Source organism: Micromonospora sp. ALFpr18c (assembly GCF_008868155.1).
GTDB lineage: Bacteria > Actinomycetota > Actinomycetes > Mycobacteriales > Micromonosporaceae > Micromonospora.
Window position 1 is genome coordinate 1 of record NZ_WBKR01000078.1, and the last position, 26,728, is coordinate 26,728.

Here is a 26,728-nt window from a genome sequence, read left to right on the forward strand (position 1 = left end):
AAGACGGCACCACAGAAGAAGACGGAGCGTAAGCCGAATACCCCGCCCCCCCGTAACCCGCCGACATCGACGCAGCAGACGGCACCACAGAAAAAGACGGCGCACTTCGAGGGGCCGGCCGTAGATGGGCGGGCACCGGCAATTGCAGCGTCTCTACAATATATTGCTTAGTTTCATCTGGCAGACCGGAAAAGATCTCTTGATTCTCAAGCCCAGCCATCGTATCGCGAAATACCCCAAATTCGATTCCGGGTTCTTTTCTGAATATCCAAACCGACATCTGGTCGGGCCTGGGGGTATTCTTATGATAGTTGACATATCTGTGGATGAGCCCGGGGAGCCGGGATCTCTCCATTTCCGATGCGGGCATACTTTTCTCCTCCTAGTGCGGTTGAGGCCCGTCCCTGGTGTTCAATCTCGTAGCGCCCGCGAGGGAATCCTTCTCGAACCGGCCACTTGGGGGTACTCCGACGACTGCCAGGGGGAACGGGGTTCATTGATACAACGTGGATTTACCCCGCGAAGGTTCACCGCCAGGGAAGGTCACAGAAGAGCCTGCTCGCGAGCACCCCTGCCCATCCCCGCGAGCAGGGCATGAAGGACTCGGCCCATGAGGTCGTCCCGGACGCGTTGCACTGCCAGCGCGAGCACGTCGCCTACCTCGCGCAACTCGGCGCGTACTGGATCCTCACCGTCAAGCGCAACCAGCCACACCTGCACGCCCAACTCGCCGCCCCGCCCTGACGAGCCGTCCCGGACGTCGACCGCGGCAGCGACCAGGGCCACGGCCGTCGGGAAATCCGCAGCCCTGAAGATCCTGTCAATCTCCACCGGCATCGACTGCCCCCACACCGCGCAAGCCATCTAGTACCAACGCCGTTCAGTGAGCCATTTTCATCGTGAGGGTGCAGGTCACGGGCGGTACGGGAGGCCGGTGTCCATGTAGGACGAGGCTCCCGGTAAGACAGCAGTCGACCAAGATCAGATGCCCCAACCGGGAGCCTCGCTGTGCTGTCTTACCCTGCCGCGATTCCGTTGTCCACCCGCAGCCTGAACCACCTCGCCGCCCTCATCCGAACCCGCCGCCAGCAGCGACGGTCCCGGTGGCGACGCCTCGACCCCGGTCGGCAAGCCCTGCTCGCTTTGGCCCACCTGCGCAACGGCGACACCCTGACCCGCCTGGCCGCCGGATTCGAGATCGGCGTCACGACGGCCTGGGTTATGTCCGCGAGGCCATCGACCTGCTCGCCGCGACCGCCGACAACCTGGCCACGGCCATGACCAGGATCCGGCTGCTCGCCTACGCAATCCTCGACGGCACCCTGATCCCGATCGACCGGGTCGCCGACCAGAAGCCGTACTACTCCGGGAAGCACAAGCGCCACGGCGTGAACGTGCAGGTCATCGCCGACGCGGCCGGGCGTCTCGTCTGGGCATCGGCCGCGCTGCCCGGCTCGACGCACGACCTGACCGCCGCCCGCACCCACGGGATCATCGACGCCCTGACCAGCGCCCACGTGATGACCTTCGCGGACAAGGGCTATCAAGGCGCCCACGGCAGCGTGCGCACCCCGTTCAAGCGGCGCCGCTTCCGACCGAAGCTGTCACGCCGGCAGAAGACGGTCAACCGGGCCCACGCGAAGATCCGCGCCCGAGGCGAACGCGCGATCGCCGCACTCAAGACCTGGAGAATCCTGGTCAAGCTGCGCTGCTGCCCACGCCGAGCAACCGCGATCGTGCAGGCCATCCTCGTCCTGCACCACGTCGAAGCCGACCGCTACGCAGGATGAAAATGGCTCACTGTCGTCACGCCGGCGGGCCGCGCCTCGCACCGCGTCGATGGGTGACCCTCTCTCCACCGCTACGACGAGGCGGTGCTCAAGCCACGGCTCCCGCCGGAGCCCTTCGAGGTAGACCCGTTCAGTCGCTGCACCGTTGGTGACTGCGAGGATGGTCTGCCGCTGCTCCCTGGTGGAGTCTCTGCGACGAAGGTCGGTCACGCGGCTTGTGTCGCCCCTCGCTCGGCCCTTGCGCTGCTGCTGGTCAGTCTGTCGCTTCGCCATCCACCGGTCCTCGTGCCGCGAGTGCCTGCTCGAACAGATACGTCGAGAGGTCCGGAATCGCGCCGTAGTTGCCGTTGAGGTATCGCCGTTGGCGGTTCTCGCCCTCCTTACGCGGTTTGAAGTCTGTCAACGGGTACAGGGTGGATGCTCCGTCGGCGGCCTTCTCCGTGAACCAGATTTCGTCACGGTGCAGGATCTCCTCGGTGTCGATGGTGCCAAGCAGAGCCGCGTCGTGGCTGGTGAAGATGAGCTGACTGTGCCGGGGGTTCGACGCGGTGGACTGAAACAGGCCGATGAGCTTCGCGGTGAGCAGTGGATGCAGGCTGGCATCTATCTCGTCCACACACATGGTGCCGCCTTGGCTGAGGACATCGGCGGCTTCGATGGCGAGCCCGAGTAGGTGTTGGGTCCCTGTCGACTCTTCGTCCAACTCGAATTGGACCTCGCCCGCCGGCCCCTGGTGGGCGAACTTCAACCGCTTCCGTTCCCGGCTCGCCCTGCCGTGTGCGCGCTCGTTTCGCAGCATCCTTCGCTCGTTGCCAGGTTCTGGTCCCAAGTCCGAAGGCCGGAAGAGCGTGGGTTGCTCCTCGGTCACCGTGCTGGTCACCTCGACAACGTCGACGATCCCTACGTCGGCCGCCCGCAACAACTCGACCAAGGTACGCCGGCTGGCGTCGCTCTGCGGCCAGCCGGATCGATAGCTGCCGCCCACCTGGGGTTGGCTCCGCGTGGACATGCGTTGGAACCACCGGTAGACAGCGCGCAGTGGCTCGCTCCCCGGCTCGTCCGGTGCCGCTTGTCGGTGATCGAAGCGGGCGATGGTGCTGACGAAGAGTGCGGTGGAAGCGGTGACCTCAGCGATCCGCTCCAGCAGTACGCGTTGGTTCGAGTCTTCGCCCCAGGCGAAAGTGTCGCCGTTGCGCTCGAAGACCCGCCGCCTTCTCTTCAGCGGATAGTGGTAGAGCCACTCGTTGACGACGCCGTCGTTGTCGAGGGCGAAGCCGTACGTGTGCCGCACCCCGTTCAGGCTGAGGTCGACGACGTAGTGGGACGGGGCGTCGAGCGATTCAGCCGTCATCCGGTACGGCTCGCGAGCCACGCCAAGCCCTGGCTCGACCTCCCGATCAGAAAAGATCACGAAGCGGCGCATGAACGCCAGAGCGTCCAGGCAGTTGGACTTACCAGAGGCGTTGGCACCGAAGATGCCGGCCACTCGGACCGCCGGCCCTGGGTCACCATCGCGGTAGGCCGGCGTGAGGTTGAGTTGTTGCTCGTCCCGGAAGGACCGGTGGTTGGCAAAGCGGAAACTCAACAACATGGCTGTGCCCTCTGATTTCCTGGCCTTGCGGCCGTTCCCTGCGAGTAAACCACGCGGAACGGCCTGAGAGGCAGGCGCCGTGCGGGATTGCGCCCTGGTATCAGGTTGAAGATTTCTTCAAGTGATCGCTGGCGTCACCACCCCCATCGCTGACTACCGCGGTGGCGCTCCGGCGGGCGCCGGCACCGGCTGATGTGGCGGCTGGTCGGGGGTCTGGCGGCATCGATCCCGATCGGCGTGGCCATCAACCTCGTCACCGGCTAGGCGGGCACCGGGGCGAAGACCGCAGTGAGCGTGATACCTCACAGTCATCTTGATGACTCTGAGGTATCACGCGCAGCGCTCATCGGGGTTTCGGATCACTCCTCCAACTGGCCGCCAACTGCGGAGCTGCTGTCCCTCGCCGTCGGCGTATCGAACTCCGGGCTGTCCTGGGACGAGATGGCGGTGGAGACGAGGCTGGCCGCGACCGGCTGCACGGGCGCGACGTCTTCGGGCGTACGCAGGCGCGGCGGCGCCGGCATCCACGGCTTCAGGTTCTGGATTATCTTCTCGTAGAAGTCGTCGATCGCCTGTAATACCGAATCGATGAAGGCCCCCCGTCCGCTGCCACGCTTCGTTCCCGCCGCCGTGCTCTGGGCGACCCGGAACGCCCGCAGCTCGCGGGCAGGGTCGATGATCAGCGTCGTAGGCTCGGTGCGGACCTGGCGCAGGAGGTCGGTCGCGCCACCACCTCGGGCATGCATGACGAACGCCTCGATACGAATCGTCTCCGGCGCGTCCTTCAGTTGGCGAATCAACCAGTTCACCCTCGTGGTCGGTCTGCCGGTGCGTGGGGCGTCCACATCGACATGGCAGACGATCTGCCCGGCCCGCAGATCGGCCGTGACGTGGAGAGGGCCGACCGCGCCTGGAATCCTGATGCTGCCGGTCAGCGTGCCGGTAGTGGAGAGCTGGTTGACCAGCGCCTGGCTACGTGCGGCCGGATCGCTCAGATCGCGGCGGCTCAGCGCAGGGGTGACATCAGTGCCCAACTGTCTGCCGAGACGCAGGCAGGCGTACCGGATCAGGGCGTCGAAGCGCCCGACCGCGTCCGCCGCTCCGCTGTCGCTCGCCCGCAGTGTTCCGGCTGACACTCCGTCGCGCACCTGCACCCAGGCCGGCCCCATGTCGCTGAACTCCAACGCGCCTGAGCGGGGATGCTCGAGATACCTGATCAGCTCGCCCAGGATCCACGCCTGGTCCGGATCAGCGACGCCGCGGTATTCCTTCTGGATCACCGCCTGGGTCAGGATCTCCGTCCAGGGCAGGTGGTACAGGGCGACCTTGCGCAATTTCCGGCGATCGATCGCGGTCGGATGTTGACCCGGGACGGGGGCGATCTCATTGGAGATCGTGATAAGGGCATCGAAGCCCTGCTCCCGGGCAATGTCCAGGTATGCCTCCAACTGCTCGGTCTTCAGCGCGTTGCTGCCGGTCTTTACCTCCACCAGCGCGGTCCACTGCCGCTGTCCTCGTGTGACACGGATGAGACCGTCGGGAAAGAGCTGCTGGTTTCCGAGCTTGAACGGGACTTCGATGAAGGTCTGCACCGATCCGGCCGGTGCGCCGAGGGACTGGGTCAGGACACGCCCGAACTCTCGGACCGCGCTCATGACTGCCAGCAGGGCGGAGGTCGCTCGACGCTCTTGTTCCTCCGCTCCGTTGATACCCGACGTAGGGATCAAGCGGGCAGCGAGCCAGGTCTCCTCAGACATGCAAGTAACTCCTCGTGAAGGCGGTGGTACGAGAAGTTACTCGCGAGCCGGGTCTGAAAGCGGCGCAACTGTTGGGGCGTACGAACGGAAAGAGTTGCCCGGTTGGATGTCAGGTGATCCGCCCGGCCTATTCCGCTTGCCGCTCGGAGGCGTTGGCGTCAGCGGTTTGGTCCCTGTCAGCGACTGTGTCCGGTAGCTGACTGCGATGCATCCCCGAGTGCTACCGACGGCTCTCAGTCGAGTCGCGCACTTCATTTGGACTGATGCGCCTCAGCCGAGGACGCTGATGTAGCGGCGTGCGGCCTCCGAGCTGCCCTGCACGAGTGCCATGGCTTCGGCGAGGCGCTGCTTGCTCTGTTCGCCGCGTGCGATGGCTTCGGCGATCGCCGGGTGGCCGGTGCCAGCGGAGATGGCGCGTAGCCGGGCCAGCATCTGTTCGGTGTTGTCGGCGGCGGCCCGGATCTGGTTAATCGTGGAGTTGCCCTGCTCCGCGGCCTGCATCAACGCCGCCTTGACTTCCTCGATGCTGGCCATGCCGCCCTCCGTCTGATGATCGCGCTAACGATTTCACGTTTGCGTGGTCGGACGGACACTATCGGAGATGAAGGTGGCACGCAGCCCTCGCTGGTTACATGTACTCGGCGGCCGTGCGCTCCACGTCGGCGATGAACTCTTCAAGCTGCGTCTCGGTGGGATCGCGGTCCTGAAGCAGCTTGCCGAGGAACACGATCTGCATCTGAAGGGCGGTCTCGGGGCTGAGATTGTCGATTAGCCCGACCTCGCCGAGGGCTGCGCGGACGAGGCCTTCCATCTCCAGGGTGGGCAGCGACTCCGCGCCCGGAAACTGCGTGCGCGTGTCGGCCACGAAGCGAGCGACGTCGGTGGGGGAGTGGGCAGCGCCGAAGCGGTCGTTGACCGCGATGGCGAACGCTGCGCCGATCATCTGGTTCCCGCCGCGCCATCCGGAGGCCTCCAGCCCGTCCAAGAGTTGGTCCACAGTGCCCCAGTCACGCCGTGCCATCGCGCGAATCAGGTCGCTGAACTCGGTCCGTACGCTCACGATCTCGTAACCTCGCTATTCCCTTGCGGATTGATTGAACGGAGCGGTGGACGGCGATGCTCGCCACCAACCCCACCACGACGAGGTGTCCCGCCGCATCCGGTGCTTCGTTGAGGAGACGCTGCCCTACCGTAGGGCCGACCGTCGGGGTTGTGGTCCCGGCTTGCTGCGCCCCTGATGGACCCTGCGGGCCCCGAATGATCGTGAACGCTTTCCTGGCCGCCGCCACCGGCTTCTGGGTGTTCTCCTGGACGTCCTCAACCTTCCTGGTCATCGTACTCAGGAAGGAAGCGGCGTTCCTCCGCGCGGAATCGCGCTCGACGGCCTCGGTGAGTAGATCCTCACCGGACGGCGTGGCCGAGTCGGATGGTTGCGCGGTTGGGGCAGAGCCGGGAGCGACCGCATTGGAATAGGCACCGACGCGATCGGCCGCCTCGCTGATCAGGCGGGCGAGTTCGCCGGCGTTCTCGCCAGCGGTCTTGCTTTCGGTCACAGCGCCGGTGAGTTCGGGATGCCTGCTGCCCTGCGCTGCCTGGGTGTAGTGCCCGTTGGCCTGTTCCGCGTCGGCCTGAGCGCGTCGCGCGACAACGGCGGCGCCGTGCAGGGTGTCGATGGCGCTTCTCATCGGGCGACAACTTCGCCGAGGCTTCCGCTCATCGGATGATCGCGAGGTAGGCGGCAGCATGGTCCTTGGCAACCTTGATTCGGCGAAGCACCAACTCGACCTCGTCGGCAGCCTCACGGAGGGCCTTCGGGGACTGCTTGGCCTCGCCGCGTTCGCTGTCGTGTAGGGCTGCGATTGCCAGCGCGGTCGCGTCGACGAGCTTGGCGTTGGCCTTCTCGATGCTCATCCGAGCGTTGTCGAGCGCTTGATCGCCCTTCCGGATCGTCACCTTAACATCGCCGATGGTCACCGCCGCACGTTAGCCGAACTCGGTCGTCGAGCGCAGCCCTCGCAGCGGGTGGGTGTCCCGGGAGACCCCGAGACACCCACCGAAGTCTCAGCGGGAAATGCGGGTCGAGCGCACGAAGCTTGCCCAGGCGGTGGGGGAGAAGGTGAGAGCCGGGCCGTGCGGGTCCTTGCTGTCGCGGACAGCGACGACGCCGGGCAGGTTGTCGGCGACCTCGACACACTCGCCGCCGTTGCCTGCACTGCGGGTGCTCTTGCGCCAGGAAGCGCCCGTCAGTTCAACCATGGTGAACCTCCCCGATGATCTTGTTGATCAGTTGGAACGATTGTCCCTCATCAAGAGCGAGCGACAGCAGACTCGACCAGACCTTCTCATAGGTCGTGAACTCATTGGGACGGTCGAGGTAGAGAGCGCCCGTGATCGCCTCGCTGTAGACCAAGGGCGGCTCAGGCGTGCTTCGGTTGCCGAGCGGAAAGTCTAGGAGCACGAACTCGCCGGCGACGGTCCCGTGGTGGGGCCCCGCGATCAGGGGTAACACGCGAATCGAGATGTTCGGTAGGCGGGTCAGCCGTAGCAGGTTGTGGAGTTGACCCGCCATGGTCTCGGGGCCGCCTACGGGCCGGAGGAGCACCGACTCGCAGAGCACCACCTGCACCTGCGGAGCCTTCGGCAGGCGGCGGGTCAGCAGCGACTGTCGTTGCAGGCGAAGCTCGACAGCGCGCTCCCGGTCGTCGTCGCCCATGTCGGGCTGGTCGACTCGGTAGATGCCTCGGGCGTAGTCGCGGCTCTGCAGGATGCCCGGCACGAGACTGTTCTTGTAGAAGCGCAGATGGGAGGCGGCGGATTCGAGGCCGACGTACAGCTCGAACCATTCCGGGACGGCATCGCCGTACGCGTGCCACCAGCCCTTCGCTTTCGTCTCGCCGGCCAGGGAGATGAGCGCCCGGGTCAGCTCGCCCGTCGCCCCGTACAACTCGCACATGGCGCGGACGTCGACGCCGCGCACCGAGCCGAGCCCGCTCTCGATCCGCCACACCTTCTGGCGGCTGCACTCCAGCGCTTCGGCGACCGCGTCCAGGGTCGCTCCCGCCTCGGTGCGCAGGTCACGCAGCGCCCTGCCGAGCTGGCGTCGGGGCACCGTCGAGCCCATGTCGTCGGCCACCCGGCCCTCCTTCCTGTTGAGTTTTGCAACATCCCGACAGCCGCTCTGCAACAGCGGAATGTTGCCCACAAATAGCGGAACAGTGTGAGTCGACATTCATTGCGATGGTGCTTCCGACCTTACAAGATTGGTCCGACAGTGGCGTGTGCGCGCAATTCCCACGCCGGCTGATGTCGATCAAAAGCGAGGAAGGGTGGTGCTGCTTCGTGCGCGCGTTTCTCCGTCATCTCCGGGCCGAGCCACCCCGGCCGGTGTCCTATCGGGCGGCCAACTACGTACCCCTGAAGCCCTGGCAGATCCGCGGGCGCCGGTTCACCCGGCGTGGCCGGCGTGGCGTGGACGCCGTGGAGGTCGCCGAGTTCCTCGGCCAGGTCGCCGACGACCTGGCCGAGGTGTACGCGGCGCTGGGCAGCAGCCGGCGGGAGACCGAGCGGATCAAGGACGCGCTGAGGTGCTGGCAGTCACGGCGGGCCCGCGAAGACCTGGCGGCCCGCCGATGAGCGCCCGGTGGGTGGCGCACCTGCCGTTCACCGCCGCCGACCTGCCGGCCGCCCAGCACTTCGCCGGCACCCTGGCCCGCTCGCTGACCTTCCTCACCGAAGTGGACGCCGGTGAGACCACCGTGTCCGCCGAGGACGCCCAGGGCGTACGCCATCGGGTGTTCTGCGACCTGCCCCTCGACGGCGGTCGGCGGTGCGTGCGGAGGGTGGAACACGACGGTGACTGCACGGCCCGGCGGTGCCGGTGACCACCGCGCCCGTCGTCGTCTGCCCGGACTGCGACGGGATGACCTTCACGCTGGAACCGTGCCGGTGCACCACCTACGGCGACCGGTTCCTCGCCGACGCCGACGCCGACGCCGACGCCGACGCCGACGCCGACGTGCTCGGGCCGCGCCGGGAGGCGTACCGAAGCTGCGAGCAGTGTCGCGGCGCGGGCAGCGTCGCGTACCCCTGTCATCGCTGCGGTCGGCGCGGCCGGCGACGGGCGCAGCTCGTGGTCACCGTCGCCAACCTGGACACCGGCGCGGTCGCGTCCCACCAGGTCGTGCCCGGCGGCCTCGACCCCCACCGCGACCCGGCGGGTCGCTGGGTGGTCGACCTTTCGTCCCGGGTACGCGAACTCGCCGCCACCGTCGGCGCGGTCCTGGACGATGCCGACGTGCCTTCGCTGTGGCTGGACCGGCAGTGGCGGCCCGACCTGCCCGCAGCGCTGCGGCACGAGCTGGAGGCCCATGCCATCCTGCGGGCCGATCACGCCCCCTGGCGGCTGCTGCCGGGTCGATCCACCGCGCTGGCGACTGTCGACCCGGCCGCACGGCTGGCCCGGCTGTGCGCGCTGGCCGACCTGCTGCTGCTCGACCTCGTCGTCGAGGCCCGCCGGCAGGGCGCGGGGCTCGGCTGGGCCATTCGGTACGAGGTGCCCGGCTCGCCGGTGCCACCCGGACCGCCCGGCTGGTGCCGGGACCTGCCGGAGGTGCTGGCCCGCACCGACGTGGCTGACGCGTTCACCGGTTTCGCCGAGCGCGGCCTGGCCGCCCCCGCCCGGCTGCTGCGCCCCGACTCGCCGCGCCCGCCCGTCGCCCCGGCCGTGGACGTCGACCAGCTGGAACGCCGCGTGCTCGCTGACTGCGTCGACGCGGCCCTTGGCGAGGAACTGCCCGGCGCGCAGGCCCTGTGGCGCGACGGCCGCTGGTGGCACACGACCCTGCGCGCCGGCGAGCCGGCGGAGATCCTCGCCGAGCAGCCCACCGGGCAGGTGGTTCGGCGGGTTCGGGTGCCGGTGAGTCGCGGCTACGAGCCACCCGATCCGTCCTGGTGGGGTGAACCCGTCGACTGGCGACCCTGCCCGGACTGCCGGCCCGGAAGCCGGCTGCGCACCTGCGACTGCCGGCTCGGTGGTCGTCCCGCCGACCACGACTGCCCGCACTGCTGCGGTGCCGGCCTGCGCCCGTCCGCACTGTCCTGCTTCACCTGCGGCGACACCCACCGCCTGCACCGGGCCGTGCTGGTCACCGTCACCGACCTACGGCACCGGGTGGTGCACCTGACCTGGCGGGCCGGCACATCCGAGGTCGCCCCGCTGGTCGCCACCCAACCGGGCGGCAAGCCCGTCGTCCAGCTTCCCGACCGCTACCGACTCGGCTCCTGGGCTGCCGTCCTCGGTGCGCGACCCGAAGACCTCGCCGACGCCGACGGTGGGCAGCAGATCGGCAAGGACCTCCGCGACGGGTACGTCACCCTGCACTGGGCCGGAGCTGACCCGGTGGGGCAGCAGGTGCGCGATGCCGGGCGAGGCACTGCCGCCGGCCGCCTGGTCGTGGTGGCGGTGCCTCCCGACGCGCCGCCGCTGGCCGAGTTGCTGCGGCTCGCCCTCGGCCTCGACCTGGCCCTCGTGGTGGCCGTGTGCGACCTGCGGCACCACGCCGCAGACCCCCTGCTGGCCGACGGATTGCGCTGGTCTGTCGAGGTGCAGCCCCGGGACGCGCCCGTCCGCCCCGACGACTTCCCCTACCGGCCGAGTCTGGCCGCCGCGCTCTCCTGGTGCGTCGAGTGCCTGACCGATGCCGTCGCTGGGGCCGCCCCAACCGACCCGACGGCGCCCATCCCGGTGCCTTGCTCGGGGCCTCGCGCCGTCGCCGATCCCGAGCCGGAACTGTCACGCCTGGCCGCCCGGCACGCCGGGCAGGTGGTCACCGTTCGCTTCACCCGCGCCGGCTGCACCGTGCACCGACACGACGACGACGGCGTACGCCTCCTCGCCGAAGCCCTCGACCTGCGCGACCTCGGCTGATCCGGAGTCGGCTGTCAGCCGGGAACGACGAGCGGGTGGACACGGCACTGCCCGGCGGGCGCGCCTGCGCGCCCGCCGGGCAGTCTTCCGGTCCTGATCAGTTGCTGCCGGTCAGGCCCTGCAAACCCTTGAGCATCTCGGCGAAGTCGAGGGTTTCCGCCGTCGGTGGCGTCTCGATGGTCACCGCCTTGCCGTAGTCGGTGTAGTCCATCACCAGGTCGCCCAGCGGGCCCATCTTCAGGGCCGCCCGGCGGGGCCGGTACTGCTCGTCGACCCACAGGTCGGTGGTGATGTCCTTGACGCCCATCTTGGTCATCTGCTGCTCGACGCCCGCCCGCAGCTTCGCGTCGAGCTGAGCGAGGTAGGTCGCCATCGGCGTGGTGACGGTGTAGTGGACGGTGGCCGCCCCGTTCACCGTCTCCTGCCCGAGCACCTTCGTGCCCTCGGCGGCGAGCAGCGTCTTGACCTGCTTGGTCGGATCGATGTCCTCGAGCTGTTTGCCGAAGTCCATCCCGGCCTGCTCGCCGGCGGCGCTCAGGTCCATCTTCATCCAGCGCTTGCCGTTCATCCCCGCGCGGTCCTTCGCCGGAATCTCGACGTAGATGACCGCGCCGACCATCCGGACGACCGTCGCGGCACCCTTCGCGTCCGTCGCCGTCATCTCGGCCTTGACCGGGTCGCCGAGGTCCAGGACGCCCTTCATCGAGACCTTCTCGCCGCCTGCGGTGCCCGACATCGTCACGGTCACCGAGTCGCTCTTGTCGGTGGCCTCGGCGGTCTTCTGCAGCGACCCCTTCAGGTCACTGGCCAGCAGCTCCAGGACGCTGGGCTGCTTTGGCGACTCGGACCCGCCGGACGTCGTGGCGCACGCGGAGACAGCGAGCGCGGTGAGCGCCGAGACCGCCACCGCCACGGACTTCTTGCCAACTGACACGTACACGCCTCTTTCCCGCAGAAATCCGGGCTTTCCCCGAATCGATCGACGACACGCTAGCCCACGGGACCGACATTCGCGGACCGTGTTTCGCCGACGACGTCAGCGATGGTGGGGTGTCCGATCCATTCGGATACCCCACCATCGGCGATCCACTGTCGAGCGCGCGGGCCGATTACTCCGGGACACGGCGGTAGGCGCCGTCGCTGGCCGAGGTGGCCATCGAGGCGTACGCGCGCAGGGCCGCCGAGACCGGGCGCTGCCGGTCGGTCGGGGTGTACGGCTTGTCGCGCTTCTCCTCGGCGACCCGGCGCGCCTCCAGCTCGTCCTGCGGGACGTTGAGGGAGATCGACCGGCCGGGGATGTCGATGACGATCTCGTCGCCCTCGCGGACCAGGGCGATCAGTCCTCCGGAGGCGGCCTCGGGGGAGGCGTGGCCGATGGAGAGCCCGGAGGTGCCGCCGGAGAAGCGGCCGTCGGTGAGCAGCGCGCAGGACCGGCCCAGTCCGCGTCCCTTGAGGAACGAGGTGGGGTAGAGCATCTCCTGCATGCCGGGGCCGCCCTTGGGGCCCTCGTACCGGATCACCACGACGTCGCCCGCGACGATCTCCTTGGCGAGGATCGCGGTCACCGCGTCGTCCTGCGACTCGTAGACCTTCGCGGGTCCGCGGAAGGTCAGGCACTCCTCCGGAACGCCGGCGGTCTTCACGACGCAGCCGTCCGGGGCGAGGTTGCCGTGCAGGATGGCCAGGCCGCCGTCGGCGGAGTACGCGTGGTCGCGGTCGCGGATGCAGCCGCCGGCCGCGTCGGTGTCCAGCGACGACCAGCGGTTGGTGGTGGAGAACGGTTCGGTGGTGCGGACCCCGCCGGGTGCGGCGTGGAACAGCTCGACGGCGGTCGGGGTGGGTGAACCGCCGCGCACGTCCCAGTCGGTCAGCCACTGCGCCAGCGAGGGCGAGTGCACGGCGTGCACGTCCCGGTTGAGCTGCCCGGCCCGGTCCAGTTCGCCGAGGATCGCGGGGATGCCGCCGGCCCGGTGCACGTCCTCCATGTGGTAGTTCGGCGAGTTCGGCGCGACCTTGGCGAGGCAGGGCACCCGCCGGGAGATCGCGTCGATGTCGGCGACGCCGAAGTCCAGTTCCGCCTCGCGGGCCGCGGCGAGCAGGTGCAGCACCGTGTTGGTGGAGCCGCCCATCGCCACGTCGAGGGCGACGGCGTTCTCGAACGCGGCCTTGGAGGCCACCGTGCGGGGCAGCACCGAGTCGTCGTCACCGTCGTACCACCGCTTGGCGATGTCGACGACGGTGCGGCCGGCCTCGACGAAGAGCGACCGGCGCGCGGCGTGGGTGGCCAGCGTCGAGCCGTTGCCGGGCAGCGCCAGGCCGATCGCCTCGGTGAGGCAGTTCATCGAGTTGGCGGTGAACATGCCGGAGCAGGAGCCGCAGGTCGGGCAGGCGGAGCGTTCGATCTCGCCGAGCTGCTCGTCGGTGACCGACTCGTTCGAGGAGGCGATCATGGCGTCGATCAAGTCGATCTTGCTGTGCACGACGCCCTCGATCGCCATCGTCTTGCCGGCCTCCATCGGGCCGCCGGAGACGAAGACGGTCGGGATGTTGAGCCGCAGCGCGGCCAGCAGCATCCCCGGGGTGATCTTGTCGCAGTTGGAGATGCAGACAAGGGCGTCCGCGCAGTGCGCGTTGACCATGTATTCCACGGCGTCGGCGATCAGCTCGCGGCTGGGCAGCGAGTAGAGCATCCCGCCGTGGCCCATCGCGATGCCGTCGTCGACCGCGATGGTGTTGAACTCCCGACCCACGCCGCCGGCCTCGGCGACCGCGTCGGCGACCAGGCCGCCCATGTTCTTGAGGTGTACGTGACCGGGCACGAACTGGGTGAAACTGTTGGCGATGGCGACGATCGGCTTACCGAAGTCGTCGTCGGTCATCCCGGTGGCCCGCCAGAGGGCCCGGGCGCCGGCCATCGTCCGACCGTGCGTGGAGGTCTTCGACCGCAGCTCAGGCATACGTATCAGCATGACACCGCCGCCGCACCCACCGACGGGCGTGTGTGCCGTGTCCCAACAGATGCACACCTGGTCCCCCACGGCGAGCGGTCATCCGGCACTCTGGAGGACGTGCATCTCCCCCCGGGCATGGTCGCGGTCGCGGCGCTGAGCGGGCTCGTCGCCGCAGCGGCCGCCGCCCTGCTGGCCGTGGTCGCCCGCCGTCGCACCGGACCGCGCCGGCCGGCACACGTGCTGCTCGCGCTGGCCGCCGGGATGTCCCTGCTCAGCCTCATGACCGGGGTGGTGGCGGCGCTCGCCGCGAACGAACACTGGGTCCACGAGCAGGGGCAGCGCACCGGATGGGCCACCGTCGCGGCGATCGGCACCGCGGTGAGCGGGTTGGCCTTCGCGGCCGGTCTGCTCCGGCTGCCGGGGGTGGCCGCCACCGGCGCGGGCACCGCCCGCCTCGCCCTGGACGGCCTGACCATGGCGGCCGCGCTGTGGTTCGTCGGCTGGGTGCTCTTCTCCGAGCCCACCCGACTGCTCGGCGACGCCACCCCGATGGCCTGCCCGGCGATCCTGGTCGCCACGGTGAGCGCCGCGCTCGGCGCCGGGCTCGCCGTGATCGTCATCTTCCGCGCCGCCGCCCCGCGCCGGCGGCTGGCCGCGCTCGGCGCCGGTATCAGCGGGGTGAGCTGCGGCGGTCTGGGTCTGAGCGCGGGGCTCTGCCAGGACGGCCCGGTGCTGGCGCTGACCGGGGCGGCGGTGCTCGCCGCCGGCCTGCTGACCGTCGCGCTCGCGGTGTACCGGGCCGACCGGCCGGGGCAGGTCGAACTGGACCTGATCGGTCGCGACGGGGAGTACGCGCTCGCCCCGATGCTGGCGATGGCCGCCTCGGCGATGTACCACCTCCTGCAGGACGGCCGGTTCACGGCAGCGGGCATCGTGGCCGGCAGCGTGGAGGGCTTCGCCCTGGTGGCCCGGCAGTACCTGACCCTCAAGGACGTCCGGGACTACGCCGGCCGGCTGGCCGAGCGGGAGGCGCACTTCCGCGAGCTGGCGCACACCGACCCGTTGACCTCGTTGGCCAACCGGCGGGGACTGCTGCGCGCCCTGCACGACAGCGCGGCGGCGGGCACCCCGTGCGTCCTGCTCGGTCTGGATCTGGACGGCTTCAAGCACGTCAACGACATGCGCGGCCACGACGTGGGCGACGCCGTGCTGGCCGAGGTTGGCCGCCGGCTGCGCGGCAACCTGCGTCCCGGTGACGTGGCGGCCCGGCTCGGCGGCGACGAGTTCGCCGTCCTCATGGCGGGTCGGCCGGCCGACGCGGATCGGGTCGCCGAGCGGCTGCTCGGGGTGGTCAACCGGCCGTACGACCAGCCGGAGGGGCCGGTCTTCCTGTCGGTCAGCATCGGGGTGGCCGGTTGGGCCGGCGAGCCCGACGTGGAGCTGCTGCTGCGCCACGCCGACCTGGCGCTGCGCTACGCCAAGCAGCGCGGCAAGAACCGGATCGAGCGCTACGACGCCACCTACGACCAGTTGCTGCGCCGGCGTACGACGTTGGAGCACGAGATGCGCGGCGCGATCGACCGCGACGAGCTGCGGCTGGCCTTCCAGCCGGTGGCCTCGCTGCCGTCGGTGCGTCCGGTGGGCGCCGAGGCGCTGCTCCGTTGGCATCATCCCGAGCTGGGCAACATCCGCCCGGACGAGTTCATCCCGCTCGCCGAGGAGTGCGGGATGATCTCCACGCTCGGCGCCTGGGTGCTGCATCAGGCCTGCTACCAGCTCTCCCGCTGGTTGGCCGACGGGCACGACGTCTGGGTGTCGGTGAACGTGTCCCCGCGCGAGCTGCACGCCCCGGAGTACGTGGTGCAGGTCGCCGAGGCGCTGCGCGCCCACCACGTACCGCCGCAGCGGCTGGTGCTGGAGGTCACCGAGCACGCGGTCGCGACCGACCTGGACGAGCTGATCCGCCGGCTGACCGCGCTGCGGCTGACCGGTGTGCGGATCGCGTTGGACGACTTCGGCGCCGGCTATTCGTCGTTGGGGCAGCTGCGTCGCCTGCCCATCGACATCCTCAAGATCGATCACAGTCTGGTCGCCGAGCACGAGCCGGTCCACCCGGTCGGCCAGGACGGCCCCGCGTTCGCGCCGATGGTCGACATCGTGATGCGGCTGGGTCACCAGTTGGGGCTGGAGGTGATCGCCGAGGGGGTGACCACGCCGACCGAGCTGGCCGCGGTGGTGGCCGCCGGGTGCCGGTTCGGTCAGGGTGCGCTCTTCGGCTGGGGTGTGCCGGCCGAGCACCTGGAGGCGATGCTGGAGGCGGCGACCTCGCCCGGTGCGCGTCCCGCGCCGCTGCCCACACCACGCCGGTCCGCGGGCCGGTCTGGGCAGGTCATACCGGCTGGTGATGGCGCGCCGAAGGCCGACGCGCCGTCCTCCGTTGACCAACATGTGAGATCAGTTGACTCATCGCGTGAGATGCGTCAGGCTTAGCCGCATGTCGTCGTACCGGTCGCTGCGAGTACTTACCTGAGCGCACTCTCCGTCATCGAGAGTGCGCTGGCCCCGTGCATCTGCACGAGGGCCGTTTTTATTGCCGTCGGAACCTGTCGCGACGGGCGCCCGCCCGAGTCGCATCGCTGAACCAGCCCCAGCCGCTCCAGCCGAAGGCCAGAACCGCCATGACGAGACCCACGCCCGAGACCCTCGCCCACACCGCCCGGCGGGCCCGCGCGGCCGCCGAGCCGGCCAGCGACGTCGACCCCGCCACCACGCGCGCCGCGGCCATTCCGGCCACCCCGGCGGTACGCCCCACCGCTCCGGCTCAGGTCTCCGGCGCCGGCTCGCTCGTGCGGTCCCTCGAGGCGCTCGGCGTCGACGTCGTCTTCGGCATCCCGGGTGGCGCGATCCTGCCGGCGTACGACCCGCTCTACGACTCCACCGTCCGGCACATCCTGGTCCGCCACGAGCAGGGCGCCGGGCACGCGGCGACCGGGTACGCGCAGGCCACCGGCAAGGTGGGCGTCTGCATGGCCACCTCCGGGCCGGGTGCGACCAACCTGGTCACGCCGATCGCCGACGCGTACATGGATTCGGTGCCGATGGTGGCGATCACCGGCCAGGTGGCGCGCCCGTCGATCGGCACCGACGCCTTCCAGGAGGCGGACATCCAGGGCATCACCCTGCCGATCACGAAGCACAACTTCCTGGTGCAGACCGCCGAGGAGATCCCGCAGGTGCTGGCCGAGGCGTTCCACCTGGCCAGCACCGGGCGGCCCGGTCCGGTGCTGGTCGACATCCCCAAGGACGTGCTCCAGGCGCCGACGACCTTCTCCTGGCCGCCCACCCTGGATCTGCCCGGCTACCGACCCACCCTGCACCCGCACGGCAAGCAGATCCGGGAGGCGGCCCGGCTGATGGCCGCCGCCCGTCGGCCGGTGCTCTACGTCGGTGGCGGGGTGCTCAAGGCCGGCGCCACCGACGGGCTGCGCCGGCTGGCCGAGCTGACCGGCATTCCGGTGGTCACCACGCTGATGGCGCTCGGCGCGTTCCCCGACTCGCACCAGCAGCACCTGGGGATGCCGGGCATGCACGGCACCGTCTCCGCGGTGTACGGCCTGCAGAAGGCGGATCTGATCGTCGCCCTGGGCGCGCGGTTCGACGACCGGGTCACCGGCAAGCTGGACTCGTTCGCCCCGGACGCGACGGTGGTGCACGCCGACATCGACCCGGCGGAGATCGGCAAGAACCGGCACGCGGACGTGCCGATCGTGGGCGACGCCAAGCACGTCATCGACGAGCTGATCGCCGCGGTGACGGTCGAGCGGTCGGCGGGGCGCAGCACCGACCTGGGGGGCTGGTGGACCCAGCTGAACGACCTGCGTGACCGCTACCCGCTGGGTTACGACGAGCCGTCCGACGGCACCCTGTCGCCGCAGTACGTGATCAAGCGGCTCGGCGAGATCGTCGGCCCGGACGCGATCTTCGTGGCCGGTGTGGGCCAGCACCAGATGTGGGCGTCGCAGTTCATCTCCTACGAGAAGCCGTACACCTGGTTGAATTCCGGCGGCCTCGGCACGATGGGTTACGCGGTGCCGGCGGCGATGGGCGCCAAGGTCGGCAAGCCGGACACGGTGGTGTGGGCGGTCGACGGTGACGGCTGCTTCCAGATGACCAACCAGGAGTTGGCGACCTGCGCGCTGGAGGGCATCCCGGTCAAGATCGCCCTGATCAACAACGGCAATCTCGGCATGGTCCGGCAGTGGCAGACGCTCTTCTACAACGAGCGGTACTCCAACACCGAGCTGGGCACCCACAAGCACCGCATCCCCGACTTCGTCAAGCTCGCCGAGGCGTTGGGCTGCGTGGGGCTGCGCTGCGAGACGGCCGACGACGTGGACAAGACCATCGCCGCCGCCATGGAGATCAACGACGCCCCTGTGGTGATCGACTTCGTGGTCGGCAAGGACGCCATGGTCTGGCCGATGGTCGCCGCCGGCACCAGCAACGACGAGATCATGTTCGCCCGTGGCGTTCGCCCGGCCTTCGACGAGGACGACATCTGACCATGAGTGAACGAAGCGAACGAATCATCAAACTCCGTGCTGCGCATGGTCATGCCAGGACCGAGCGAAGCGAGGCCACCGCATGACCATGCACACGCTCTCGGTGCTCGTGGAGAACAAGCCCGGCGTCCTCGCCCGGGTCTCCGGCCTGTTCTCCCGGCGCGGATTCAACATCGACAGCCTCGCCGTCGGCGAGACCGAGAACCCGGACGTCTCCCGGATCACCATCGTGGTCAACGCGGAGTCGTCCCCCCTGGAGCAGGTCACCAAGCAGCTCAACAAGCTGGTCAACGTACTCAAGATCGTTGAGCTGGATCCGCAGGGCTCGGTGGCCCGGGAGTTGCTGCTGGTGAAGGTCCGCGCCGATCGGTCCGCGCGAGCCCAGGTGCTGGAGACGGTCAACCTGTTCCGCGCCCGGGTGGTCGATGTCGCACCGGACACACTGACCATCGAGGCCACCGGCACCCATGACAAGCTCGACGCGTTGCTGCGCGACCTCGAGCCCTTCGGCATCAAGGAAATGGTCCAGTCCGGGCTGGTGGCGATCGGGCGCGGCTCGCGTTCGATCACCGCCGGTCCCGCGCTGCGGGCCGCCTGAGCCGACCCATCCGCACCAACCACGACGGGCCGACCGGGCCGTCGTACCGAAAGGGAAGTTCCATGAGTGTTGAGGTGTATTACGACGACAACGCCGACCTCGGCCTGATCCAGGCCAAGAAGGTCGCGGTGATCGGCTACGGCAGCCAGGGACACGCCCACGCGCTGTCGCTGCGCGACTCCGGCGTCGACGTGGTGATCGGTCTGCCGGAGGGCTCGAAGAGCCGTCCCAAGGCCGAAGAGCAGGGCCTGCGGGTGGTCACGCCGGCGCAGGCGTCCGCCGAGGCCGACGTGATCATGGTGCTCGCCCCGGACACCGCCCAGCGCAAGATCTACGAGGAGTCGATCGCCCCGCACCTGGCCCCCGGCAAGGCCATCTTCTTCGGCCACGGCTTCAACATCCGCTACGGGCTGATCAAGCCCCCGGCGGAGGTCGACGTGGCGATGGTCGCGCCGAAGGGCCCCGGTCACCTGGTGCGTCGCCAGTACGTCGACGGCAAGGGCGTGCCCGTCCTGGTCGCCGTCGAGCAGGACGCCAGCGGCACCGCGTTCGCGCTCGCCCTGGCGTACGCCAAGGCGATCGGCGGCACCCGGGCCGGCGCGATCAAGACCACCTTCACCGAGGAGACCGAGACCGACCTCTTCGGCGAGCAGGCGGTGCTCGCCGGCGGCGCGACCGCCCTGGTGCAGGCCGGTTTCGAGGTGCTCACCGAGGCGGGGTACGCCCCGGAGGTGGCCTACTTCGAGTGCCTGCACGAGCTGAAGCTGATCGTCGACCTCATGTACGAGGGCGGCATCGCGAAGATGCGGTACAGCATCTCCGACACCGCCGAGTACGGCGACCTGTCCCGTGGCCCGCGCATCGTCGACGCCCGGGTCAAGGACGAGATGCGCAAGATCCTCGATGAGATCCAGTCCGGCGAGTTCGCCCGCGAGTGGGTGGCCGAGGACGAGGCGGGCCGGCCCAACTTCGCCAAGTGGCAGGCCGAGGGTGCGGCGCACCCGATCGAGGAGACCGGTAAGAAGCTGCGCGGCATGATGAGCTGGGTCGACCGCCCGATCACCGAGACCGCCTGACCCGTCCCACCGAACCAACGGTCCACCGAAGGCCGGCGACCCAGCGCTCTCCCCGGCGCGGGTCGCCGGCCGTCGGCCGTCGTGCTGCCGCGCCGCATCCGGCGCAGCACGCGACGCCGGATGCTCACCTGGTGGGACCGGGTGACCAACGCCTCGGCGGCGTCGGACCGATCCGCGCGAGATCGACGCCGGTCAGCCGTTCGAGCAGCGTGCGGCGCACGACGAACGGCACGGGGGGCTCCTCCCGCCGGGCAAGTGCCCCCGGTCGTGGCGTGCGCGGGCAACCATGTCGGTCCGGTGAACGGCCGATGTCCGTCGCTCGACCGGGCGTGTGAGAGCCCTCACCCCGCAGACCCGAACATGCCGGCCAACGAGGCCCCTACGATCGCGGGTAGGTGCGCAGAGCCGGCACCTGACGGCCACGGCACGGACCAGCGCGGGGCGCAGTGCGGCGCCTCACCGCCCGAGCCGATCGCAAACACGACCTCTACGAGGACCGATGAATCCTGTCGTACTGATCGCCGAAGAACTCGCCCCCGCCGCCATCGAGGTGCTCGCCCACGACTTCGACGTCCGTCACGTCGACGGCACCGACCGTCCGGCCCTGCTCTCGGCGCTCTCCGAGGCCGACGCCGTCATCGTGCGCAGCGCGACCCAGATCGACGCCGAGGCGATCGCCGCCGCGCCGCGGCTCAAGGTGGTCGCCCGCGCGGGCGTCGGGCTGGACAACGTCGAGGTGCCGGCCGCCACCGCCCGTGGCGTCATGGTCGTCAACGCACCCACCTCGAACATCGTCTCCGCCGCCGAGCAGGCCGTCGCGCTGCTGCTCGCCGTGGCCCGCAACACCGCGAGCGCCAGCGCCGCGCTCAAGGCGGGGGAGTGGAAGCGGTCCAAGTACACGGGCGTCGAGGTGCAGGGCAAGACCGTCGGTGTGGTCGGGCTCGGCCGCATCGGCGTGCTCTTCGCGTCCCGCATCGCCGCGTTCGGTACCCGGCTGATCGCGTACGACCCGTACATCCAGCCGGCGCGGGCCGCGCAGCTCGGCGTCCGTCTCGTCGGGCTGGAGGAGCTGCTGCGGGAGAGCGACTTCATCTCCATCCACCTGCCGAAGACCCCCGAGACGGTGGGCCTGATCGGTGAGAAGGAACTGGCGATCGTCAAGCCGGGCGTGCGCATCGTCAACGCCGCCCGCGGTGGCCTCGTCGACGAGCAGGCGCTCGCCAACGCCATCGCCGAGGGCCGGGTCGCCGGCGCGGGCGTGGACGTGTACGGCAAGGAGCCCTGCACGTCCTCGCCGCTGTTCGCCTTCGACAACGTGGTGGCCACCCCGCACCTGGGTGCCTCCACCAACGAGGCGCAGGACAAGGCCGGTCTCGCCGTGGCGAAGAGCGTCAAGCTCGCGCTGCAGGGCGAGTTCGTTCCGGACGCGGTAAACGTGCAGGCCGGCGGTGTCGTCGCCGAGGACGTACGCCCGCTGCTGCCGCTGGCCGAGAAGCTCGGTCGGGCGTTCACCGCCGTCGCCGGCGGCGTCGCCGCGAGCGTCACGGTCGAGGTCCGCGGTGAGATCGTCGCGCACGACGTGTCGGTGCTCAAGCTCGCCGCGACGAAGGGCCTGTTCAGCTCGGTGGTCGAGGAGCAGGTCACCTACGTCAACGCGCCGCACCTGGCAGCCGAGCGTGGCGTCGAGGTCACCCTGGCCAGCCTCGCCGAGACGGCGGAGCAGCCCACCCTGGTCACGGTGCGCGGCGCGCTGCCGGACGGCCGGACGGTCAGCGTCTCCGGCACGGTCACCCACTCGGGTGCCCGCGACGTGCTCAAGCTGACCGAGGTGGACGGCTTCGACGTGGAGATCGGCGCGGAGGGCATCCTGCTCTTCCTCCGCTACGCCGACCGGCCGGGCGTCGTCGGCACCGTCGGCACCCTGCTCGGCGAGTCGGGCATCAACATCGCCGCCATGCAGGTGGCCCGGCGCGAGGCGGGCGGTGAGACGCTGATGACGCTGACCGTCGACCAGGCGCTCGGCGCCGACCTGCTCACCTCCGCCGCCGAGTCGATCGGCGCGACGGCGGCCAGCGCGGCGGACCTGCGCGACGAGTAGTCACACGGCAGCACCACGGGGGGCCCGGCGATCCGCTGGGCCCCTTGTCGCACCCGGGGTGGGGTGTCCCGCCGCCCGGGTCCGCTCAGCCGGGCATCCGGGCCGGCGGCGGGTAGACCGAGCCGTCCTGCGGGTCGAAGAGCATCAGCCCGTGTTCGCCGGCCAGCCGCTCGATGTCCAGCAGCACCTGGTCCGCACAGGTCGGATGCAGGTTCAGCTCGACGTGGTCGTGGGCGGCGTGCAGTGGTGCCACGGCCCACGGGCTGTCCGGGCCGGGGTGCCGGTCCGGGTAGGAGGCGGTGATCGCCCGGTAGAAGGCGACCACTCGCGGGTCCGGGTAACGGTCCACGTGCCGCCCCTGCCGGCAACCCTCGACCGCTGCCCGCACGTCCTCGGGCGTCGCCCCGTCCTCCAGGGCCCACACACTCAGATCGAAACTCACGGCGGACAGCGTGCCATCCGCCGTTCACCATGTCGAAACTGCCTCGCCGCAGGCCAATCGCTGATCCGCCACACTCCGTCCGGGACGGTCCGCTGTGGAGACTCTTGCGTCGAGTTGCGTCGATTCGCTAGCGTGCGACTGCGGTCACTGGCCGAGTTCGCGGCGCCGGCCCGTCTTCGGGTGGCGCGGTCGACGTCCGGCCCCGACCGGTCCGCACCCCTCGATTGTGCGAGCCACGCGCACTCGTCGCTGATCGGCCCCCACGGCCGTTGCCGAGGCTGTGGGGGCCGATCGCAAGGCCCGACCGGCCGGCCGAGGTGTGGCCGCGATCCCCGACCCGCCCGAGCGCCGGTCATGGCCGGAGCGCCGCGGGGAGACGGCGCTCGTGTGGCGACGTGGGGCTCAGCGCCGGTGGGCGAAGAGCGCGCGGTAGTCGGAGTTTCCCCGGAACCACGTGAGCCCGGTGCTGCCGGCCGCGTACAGCGCGGTGGCGTAGGCGTCGGCGACCGTCAGGTCAGGCCCGACGACGGTGGCGGCGACGAGTTGGTTGGCCGGCTCGCCGGTGTGCGGGTCCACCACGTGCCCCTGCCGCCCGGTCACGCCGGAGGTGCCGACCGCGCCGGCGGTCATCTCCAGCACCAGCGGCGCGCGCTCGGGCGCCGTCGGGTGGTGCACGGCCACCCGCCACGGTCCGCCGTGCGGTGCGTGGCCGCGGACCACCAGGTCGGCGCCGGTGAGCACGGCGTAGTCGTGGACGCCGGCGGCGCGGAGCCGCTCGGCGGCGCGTTCCACGGCCCAGCCGCCGAGCAGCCCACCCGGATCGAAGCCACCGGGGACCGCCCAGGCGTCGAACCATCCGTCGGTGGCCGCGCGCATCGCGGCGCAGCGGTCCACCAGGTCGGCCAGCGGGGGGTACGAGTCGGGGCTGATCTCACCTCGGCGCAGCCGCGAGACCAGGCTCTCCGGTCGGTTCGGGCCGTAGGTGAGGTCGATGGCACGCAACTCGGCGACGCTGTCCCGCAGAGCCTCGCCGACGCCCCGGTGGCCGAGCCATCCGGGGGCGTTGAGGATCAGGGTGTACTCGGCGGTGCCGGTGCGTACGGTGTGCCGGACGGCGATCCGGCCCGGGGTGGCGCCGGCCGGGTCGATCCGGTGCCGCCGGCCGCCGAGCCGGAGGTCCGGTCGACGGTTGCGGAACGCTGACGGGTCCGGCCAGCGGGTCCGCGGCTGCTCGTCGATGCGCATCGGCATCTGCCCCCTCGCAGTTGGCGCCGCGTCGTCGCGACGCCCGTTCGCGGGCCCCCGTGACCCGCCGACCCTCACCCTAGGCAGCGGAGATGATCGCCCCATGAGTCTTGGCTGAGAGGGTGCTGTGCATCCGGGATTCCCAAATATTGGAAGCATCGTACCGGGAGGCGAGACAGGGACGTACCGTTGCCGGACGGGCAGTCGAAGCGTAGGGAGTGCGGGCGTGGCGCGGATCGCGGTGGTGGCCGGAGACGGCATCGGGCCTGAGGTGGTCGCGCAGGCCCGCAAGGTTCTCGACGCGGTGCTGCCCGGCGTGCAGGCCACCGAGTACGACCTCGGCGCCGCCCGCTGGCACCGTAGCGGAGAGGTGCTGCCCGACTCGGTCCTGGCCGAGCTCGCCGGGCACGACGCGATCCTGCTCGGCGCGGTCGGTGACCCGACCGTCCCGCCGGGCGTGCTGGAGCGCGGACTGCTGCTCAAGCTCCGGTTCGCCTTCGACCAGTACGTCAACCTGCGCCCGTCGCGGCTCTGGCCCGGCGTCGCCGGCCCGCTCGGCAACGTCAAGCCGGGCGAGGTCGACCTGGTCGTGGTCCGCGAGGGCACCGAGGGCCTCTACGCCGGCGCGGGCGGTTCGCTGCACCGCGACACCCCCGCCGAGGTCGCCACCGAGGAGAGCCTGAACACCCGGCACGGCGTCGAGCGGGTGATCCGCGACGCGTTCGCCCGGGCCGGTCGCCGGGAGCGCCGCAAGGTCACGCTGGTGCACAAGACCAACGTGCTCACCCACGCCGGGTCGCTGTGGGCGCGCACCTTCGACGCGGTGGCCGCCGAGCACCCGGACGTCGCCACCGAGTACCAGCACGTCGACGCCGCCGCGATGTTCCTGGTCACCCAGCCCCAGCGCTACGACGTGGTGGTCACCGACAACCTCTTCGGCGACATCCTCACCGACATCGCCGCCGCCGTCACCGGCGGTATCGGGCTGGCCGCCAGTGGCTGCATCAACCCCGAGGGGGCGTACCCCTCGATGTTCGAGCCGGTGCACGGCTCCGCGCCGGACATCGCCGGCCAGGGCGTCGCCGACCCGGTCGCCGCGGTGCTCTCCGTCGCGCTGCTGCTGGAGCAGCTCGGGCACGTCGACGCCGCGGCCCGGGTCAATGCGGCGGTCGCCGCCGAGCTGGCCGGCCGGACGCCGGGCGTATCGTTGCGCACCACCGAGGTCGGCGACCGGCTCGCCGCCCACGCCGTAGCCTGACCGCCCCGGCCCTCGACGACCAGGTGTCGGTCCGGCCGGGCATGGCCCGCCCGAGCGGCGCTACCCGCTGAACGACCGTTCGGGGTAAGTTTCTGGCACAGCCATGTCGGTGTGCGATCCCGCATGCCGTTGTCCCGCAGGGAGGTCAGCGCGATGAGCGGTGGTGACAAGCTCGACTTCGAGATCCGTCCGAATCCCGCGCCGGTATCGGCCGCCGACCGGGCCGCCCTGCTGGCCAACCCCGGGTTCGGCCGCGTGTTCACCGACCACATGGTCACCGTCCGGTACGCCGACGGCAAGGGCTGGTACGACGCCCGGGTGGAGGCGCGGGGGCCGATCCCGATGGACCCGGCCAGCGCGGTTCTGCACTACGCGCAGGAGATCTTCGAGGGGCTGAAGGCGTACCGGACCGCCGACGGGGGCGTGACCATGTTCCGGCCGGACGCCAACGCCGCCCGGTTCGTCACGTCGGCGCAGCGGATGGCGATGCCGGCGCTGCCGCCCGAGGTCTTCGTCGACTCGCTGCACAAGCTCATCGAGATCGACCGGGAGTGGATCCCGACCGGCGAGGACGGCAGCCTCTACCTGCGGCCGTTCATGTTCGCCAGCGAGGTCTTCCTCGGCGTCCGCCCGGCCAACGAATACCTGTACATGGTGATCGCCTCGCCGGTCGGGGCGTACTTCACCGGCGGGGTCAAGCCGGTGACCGTGTGGGTCTCCCCGGACTACACCCGGGCCGCGCCCGGCGGCACCGGGGCGGCCAAGTGCGGCGGCAACTACGCCGCGTCCCTCGCCGCTCAGGCCGAGGCCATCGAGGCCGGCTGCGACCAGGTGGTCTTCCTGGACGCGGTGGAGCGCCGCTTCGTCGACGAGCTGGGCGGCATGAACGTCTTCTTCGTCTACGACGACGACTCGGTGGTCACCCCGCCGCTGACCGGCACGATCCTGCCGGGCATCACCCGCGACGCGATCATGACGCTGGCCGGCGAGGCCGGGCACCGGGTCGAGGAGCGGCCGGTCACGTTCGCCGACTGGCAGGCCGACGCGGCCAGCGGCCGGCTCCGCGAGGTCTTCGCCTGCGGCACTGCCGCCGTGATCACCCCGATCGGCGGCGTCCGATTCCCCGACGGCGAGTTCCTCATCGGCGGCGGCGAGCCCGGCCGGGTGACCATGTCGCTGCGCCAGCAGCTGGTCGACATCCAGCGGGGCAAGGCCGCCGACCCGCACGGCTGGGTGCACCAGGTCCTCTGACGTCCGCCGCTGACCGGCCCGTCCCGGACGGACGGGCCGGTCAGCGCGGCGGTCTAAGAGCGACCGGCAATAGGTATCCAAGATTCGGACAGTTGGATACCCGGGGGTAGCAAGCAGGCACGGGAGGTTGATCATCGGAGTTCTCTACGCTCAGTGATCAATGGAGTCCCGTGCCTGCCCTCC

24 protein-coding genes and 1 pseudogene are annotated in these 26,728 nt (G+C 70.2%); 12 read left to right on the plus strand and 13 right to left on the minus strand.

Going from position 1 to position 26,728, the window contains the following annotated elements; translation table 11 throughout:
• On the minus strand, nucleotides 1-370 hold a 370-nt coding region (locus F8271_RS33205; protein ID WP_225854564.1), incomplete at its 3' end, for a hypothetical protein.
• A 224-nt stretch (nucleotides 371-594) separates the two neighbouring features.
• Between F8271_RS33205 and F8271_RS32415 the strand changes: the two genes are divergently transcribed.
• Nucleotides 595-744: a hypothetical protein gene (locus tag F8271_RS32415; RefSeq protein ID WP_192580309.1), complete on the plus strand. Its 150-nt coding sequence runs from the start codon at nucleotides 595-597 to the stop codon at nucleotides 742-744.
• Nucleotides 745-1,008: 264 nt separating this feature from the next.
• A pseudogene (locus tag F8271_RS15865) lies at nucleotides 1,009-1,790 on the plus strand (transposase family protein).
• Between the two features lie 253 nt (nucleotides 1,791-2,043).
• Here F8271_RS15865 and F8271_RS15870 read toward each other — a convergent pair.
• From F8271_RS15870 to F8271_RS15905, 8 genes are all read right to left on the minus strand, one after another.
• Nucleotides 2,044-3,381: an ATP/GTP-binding protein gene (locus tag F8271_RS15870; protein ID WP_151490546.1), complete on the minus strand. Its 1,338-nt coding sequence runs from the start codon at nucleotides 3,379-3,381 to the stop codon at nucleotides 2,044-2,046.
• A gap of 359 nt (nucleotides 3,382-3,740) precedes the next feature.
• Complete coding sequence (locus F8271_RS15875; RefSeq protein WP_151490547.1) at nucleotides 3,741-5,138, minus strand: stress response protein; 1,398 nt, start codon at nucleotides 5,136-5,138, stop codon at nucleotides 3,741-3,743.
• 270 nt (nucleotides 5,139-5,408) lie between these two features.
• Nucleotides 5,409-5,672, minus strand: coding sequence for a hypothetical protein (locus tag F8271_RS15880; RefSeq protein ID WP_151490548.1), 264 nt, complete (start codon nucleotides 5,670-5,672; stop codon nucleotides 5,409-5,411).
• Nucleotides 5,673-5,766: 94 nt separating this feature from the next.
• The gene (locus tag F8271_RS15885; RefSeq protein ID WP_225854565.1) at nucleotides 5,767-6,198 is read right to left on the minus strand and encodes a hypothetical protein; all 432 of its coding nucleotides are present in this window, start codon (nucleotides 6,196-6,198) and stop codon (nucleotides 5,767-5,769) included.
• Complete coding sequence (locus tag F8271_RS15890; RefSeq protein ID WP_151490549.1) at nucleotides 6,146-6,823, minus strand: hypothetical protein; 678 nt, start codon at nucleotides 6,821-6,823, stop codon at nucleotides 6,146-6,148. The genes F8271_RS15885 and F8271_RS15890 overlap by 53 nt, the downstream gene beginning before the upstream one ends.
• Nucleotides 6,824-6,851: 28 nt before the next feature.
• Nucleotides 6,852-7,112: a hypothetical protein gene (locus tag F8271_RS15895; protein WP_151490550.1), complete on the minus strand. Its 261-nt coding sequence runs from the start codon at nucleotides 7,110-7,112 to the stop codon at nucleotides 6,852-6,854.
• A gap of 87 nt (nucleotides 7,113-7,199) precedes the next feature.
• Nucleotides 7,200-7,394 carry a DUF397 domain-containing protein gene (locus tag F8271_RS15900; RefSeq protein ID WP_151490551.1) on the minus strand — a complete coding sequence of 65 codons (195 nt, stop codon included), beginning with the start codon at nucleotides 7,392-7,394 and terminating at the stop codon, nucleotides 7,200-7,202.
• Nucleotides 7,387-8,271 carry a helix-turn-helix transcriptional regulator gene (locus F8271_RS15905; RefSeq protein ID WP_151490552.1) on the minus strand — a complete coding sequence of 295 codons (885 nt, stop codon included), beginning with the start codon at nucleotides 8,269-8,271 and terminating at the stop codon, nucleotides 7,387-7,389. The genes F8271_RS15900 and F8271_RS15905 overlap by 8 nt, the downstream gene beginning before the upstream one ends.
• A gap of 206 nt (nucleotides 8,272-8,477) precedes the next feature.
• On the opposite strand from F8271_RS15905, the gene F8271_RS15910 reads away from it, so the two are divergent.
• The 3 genes from F8271_RS15910 to F8271_RS15920 are packed head-to-tail and all read left to right on the plus strand — an operon-like array spanning nucleotide 8,478 to nucleotide 11,064.
• Nucleotides 8,478-8,771 (plus strand): DivIVA domain-containing protein, encoded by a 294-nt coding sequence (locus tag F8271_RS15910; RefSeq protein ID WP_225854566.1) that lies wholly within the window; start codon nucleotides 8,478-8,480, stop codon nucleotides 8,769-8,771.
• On the plus strand, nucleotides 8,768-9,019 hold the full coding sequence (locus F8271_RS15915) for a hypothetical protein (RefSeq protein WP_151490554.1): 252 nt from the start codon (nucleotides 8,768-8,770) through the stop codon (nucleotides 9,017-9,019). The genes F8271_RS15910 and F8271_RS15915 overlap by 4 nt, the downstream gene beginning before the upstream one ends.
• Nucleotides 9,016-11,064 (plus strand): hypothetical protein, encoded by a 2,049-nt coding sequence (locus F8271_RS15920; protein WP_225854567.1) that lies wholly within the window; start codon nucleotides 9,016-9,018, stop codon nucleotides 11,062-11,064. The genes F8271_RS15915 and F8271_RS15920 overlap by 4 nt, the downstream gene beginning before the upstream one ends.
• Nucleotides 11,065-11,161: 97 nt before the next feature.
• Here the strand turns inward: F8271_RS15920 and F8271_RS15925 are convergent, their stop codons facing one another.
• Entirely contained in the window at nucleotides 11,162-11,998 is an 837-nt protein-coding gene (locus F8271_RS15925) for a hypothetical protein (RefSeq protein WP_151490555.1), read from the minus strand.
• Nucleotides 11,999-12,173: 175 nt separating this feature from the next.
• Nucleotides 12,174-14,021 (minus strand): dihydroxy-acid dehydratase, encoded by a 1,848-nt coding sequence (ilvD, locus tag F8271_RS15930; RefSeq protein ID WP_151490556.1) that lies wholly within the window; start codon nucleotides 14,019-14,021, stop codon nucleotides 12,174-12,176.
• 129 nt (nucleotides 14,022-14,150) lie between these two features.
• Here ilvD and F8271_RS15935 point away from each other — a divergent pair, with 129 nt between their 5' ends.
• From F8271_RS15935 to serA, 5 genes are all read left to right on the plus strand, one after another.
• Nucleotides 14,151-16,505: a putative bifunctional diguanylate cyclase/phosphodiesterase gene (locus F8271_RS15935; RefSeq protein ID WP_370461917.1), complete on the plus strand. Its 2,355-nt coding sequence runs from the start codon at nucleotides 14,151-14,153 to the stop codon at nucleotides 16,503-16,505.
• Between the two features lie 188 nt (nucleotides 16,506-16,693).
• Nucleotides 16,694-18,577, plus strand: a complete 1,884-nt coding sequence (locus F8271_RS15940; protein WP_151490558.1) for an acetolactate synthase large subunit — start codon at nucleotides 16,694-16,696, stop codon at nucleotides 18,575-18,577.
• An 82-nt stretch (nucleotides 18,578-18,659) separates the two neighbouring features.
• On the plus strand, nucleotides 18,660-19,175 hold the full coding sequence (gene ilvN / locus F8271_RS15945; RefSeq protein WP_151490559.1) for an acetolactate synthase small subunit: 516 nt from the start codon (nucleotides 18,660-18,662) through the stop codon (nucleotides 19,173-19,175).
• Nucleotides 19,176-19,237: 62 nt separating this feature from the next.
• Entirely contained in the window at nucleotides 19,238-20,251 is a 1,014-nt protein-coding gene (gene ilvC / locus F8271_RS15950; protein WP_151490560.1) for a ketol-acid reductoisomerase, read from the plus strand.
• A gap of 499 nt (nucleotides 20,252-20,750) precedes the next feature.
• Nucleotides 20,751-22,349, plus strand: a complete 1,599-nt coding sequence (gene serA, locus F8271_RS15955; RefSeq protein WP_151490561.1) for a phosphoglycerate dehydrogenase — start codon at nucleotides 20,751-20,753, stop codon at nucleotides 22,347-22,349.
• An 85-nt stretch (nucleotides 22,350-22,434) separates the two neighbouring features.
• Here serA and F8271_RS15960 read toward each other — a convergent pair whose 3' ends face one another.
• The gene (locus tag F8271_RS15960) at nucleotides 22,435-22,791 is read right to left on the minus strand and encodes a hypothetical protein (RefSeq protein ID WP_151490562.1); all 357 of its coding nucleotides are present in this window, start codon (nucleotides 22,789-22,791) and stop codon (nucleotides 22,435-22,437) included.
• 402 nt (nucleotides 22,792-23,193) lie between these two features.
• Nucleotides 23,194-24,042: an FAD:protein FMN transferase gene (locus tag F8271_RS15965; RefSeq protein WP_151490563.1), complete on the minus strand. Its 849-nt coding sequence runs from the start codon at nucleotides 24,040-24,042 to the stop codon at nucleotides 23,194-23,196.
• A 220-nt stretch (nucleotides 24,043-24,262) separates the two neighbouring features.
• On the opposite strand from F8271_RS15965, the gene F8271_RS15970 reads away from it, so the two are divergent.
• Nucleotides 24,263-25,294: a 3-isopropylmalate dehydrogenase gene (locus F8271_RS15970; RefSeq protein WP_151490564.1), complete on the plus strand. Its 1,032-nt coding sequence runs from the start codon at nucleotides 24,263-24,265 to the stop codon at nucleotides 25,292-25,294.
• Nucleotides 25,295-25,447: 153 nt separating this feature from the next.
• Nucleotides 25,448-26,545, plus strand: coding sequence for a branched-chain amino acid aminotransferase (locus tag F8271_RS15975; protein WP_151490565.1), 1,098 nt, complete (start codon nucleotides 25,448-25,450; stop codon nucleotides 26,543-26,545).
• Nucleotides 26,546-26,728: the final 183 nt, after the last annotated feature.

Bases quoted from the DNA above. Each gene is read 5' to 3' on its own strand.
- F8271_RS32415 (WP_192580309.1), top strand. From the start codon at position 595: ATGAAGGACTCGGCCCATGAGGTCGTCCCGGACGCGTTGCACTGCCAG.
- F8271_RS15870 (WP_151490546.1), bottom strand. From the start codon at position 3,381: ATGTTGTTGAGTTTCCGCTTTGCCAACCACCGGTCCTTCCGGGACGAG.
- F8271_RS15875 (WP_151490547.1), bottom strand. From the start codon at position 5,138: ATGTCTGAGGAGACCTGGCTCGCTGCCCGCTTGATCCCTACGTCGGGT.
- F8271_RS15880 (WP_151490548.1), bottom strand. From the start codon at position 5,672: ATGGCCAGCATCGAGGAAGTCAAGGCGGCGTTGATGCAGGCCGCGGAG.
- F8271_RS15890 (WP_151490549.1), bottom strand. From the start codon at position 6,823: ATGAGAAGCGCCATCGACACCCTGCACGGCGCCGCCGTTGTCGCGCGA.
- F8271_RS15900 (WP_151490551.1), bottom strand. From the start codon at position 7,394: ATGGTTGAACTGACGGGCGCTTCCTGGCGCAAGAGCACCCGCAGTGCA.
- F8271_RS15915 (WP_151490554.1), top strand. From the start codon at position 8,768: ATGAGCGCCCGGTGGGTGGCGCACCTGCCGTTCACCGCCGCCGACCTG.
- ilvD (WP_151490556.1), bottom strand. From the start codon at position 14,021: ATGCCTGAGCTGCGGTCGAAGACCTCCACGCACGGTCGGACGATGGCC.
- F8271_RS15935 (WP_370461917.1), top strand. From the start codon at position 14,151: ATGGTCGCGGTCGCGGCGCTGAGCGGGCTCGTCGCCGCAGCGGCCGCC.
- F8271_RS15940 (WP_151490558.1), top strand. From the start codon at position 16,694: ATGACGAGACCCACGCCCGAGACCCTCGCCCACACCGCCCGGCGGGCC.
- ilvN (WP_151490559.1), top strand. From the start codon at position 18,660: ATGACCATGCACACGCTCTCGGTGCTCGTGGAGAACAAGCCCGGCGTC.
- ilvC (WP_151490560.1), top strand. From the start codon at position 19,238: ATGAGTGTTGAGGTGTATTACGACGACAACGCCGACCTCGGCCTGATC.
- serA (WP_151490561.1), top strand. From the start codon at position 20,751: ATGAATCCTGTCGTACTGATCGCCGAAGAACTCGCCCCCGCCGCCATC.
- F8271_RS15965 (WP_151490563.1), bottom strand. From the start codon at position 24,042: ATGCCGATGCGCATCGACGAGCAGCCGCGGACCCGCTGGCCGGACCCG.
- F8271_RS15975 (WP_151490565.1), top strand. From the start codon at position 25,448: ATGAGCGGTGGTGACAAGCTCGACTTCGAGATCCGTCCGAATCCCGCG.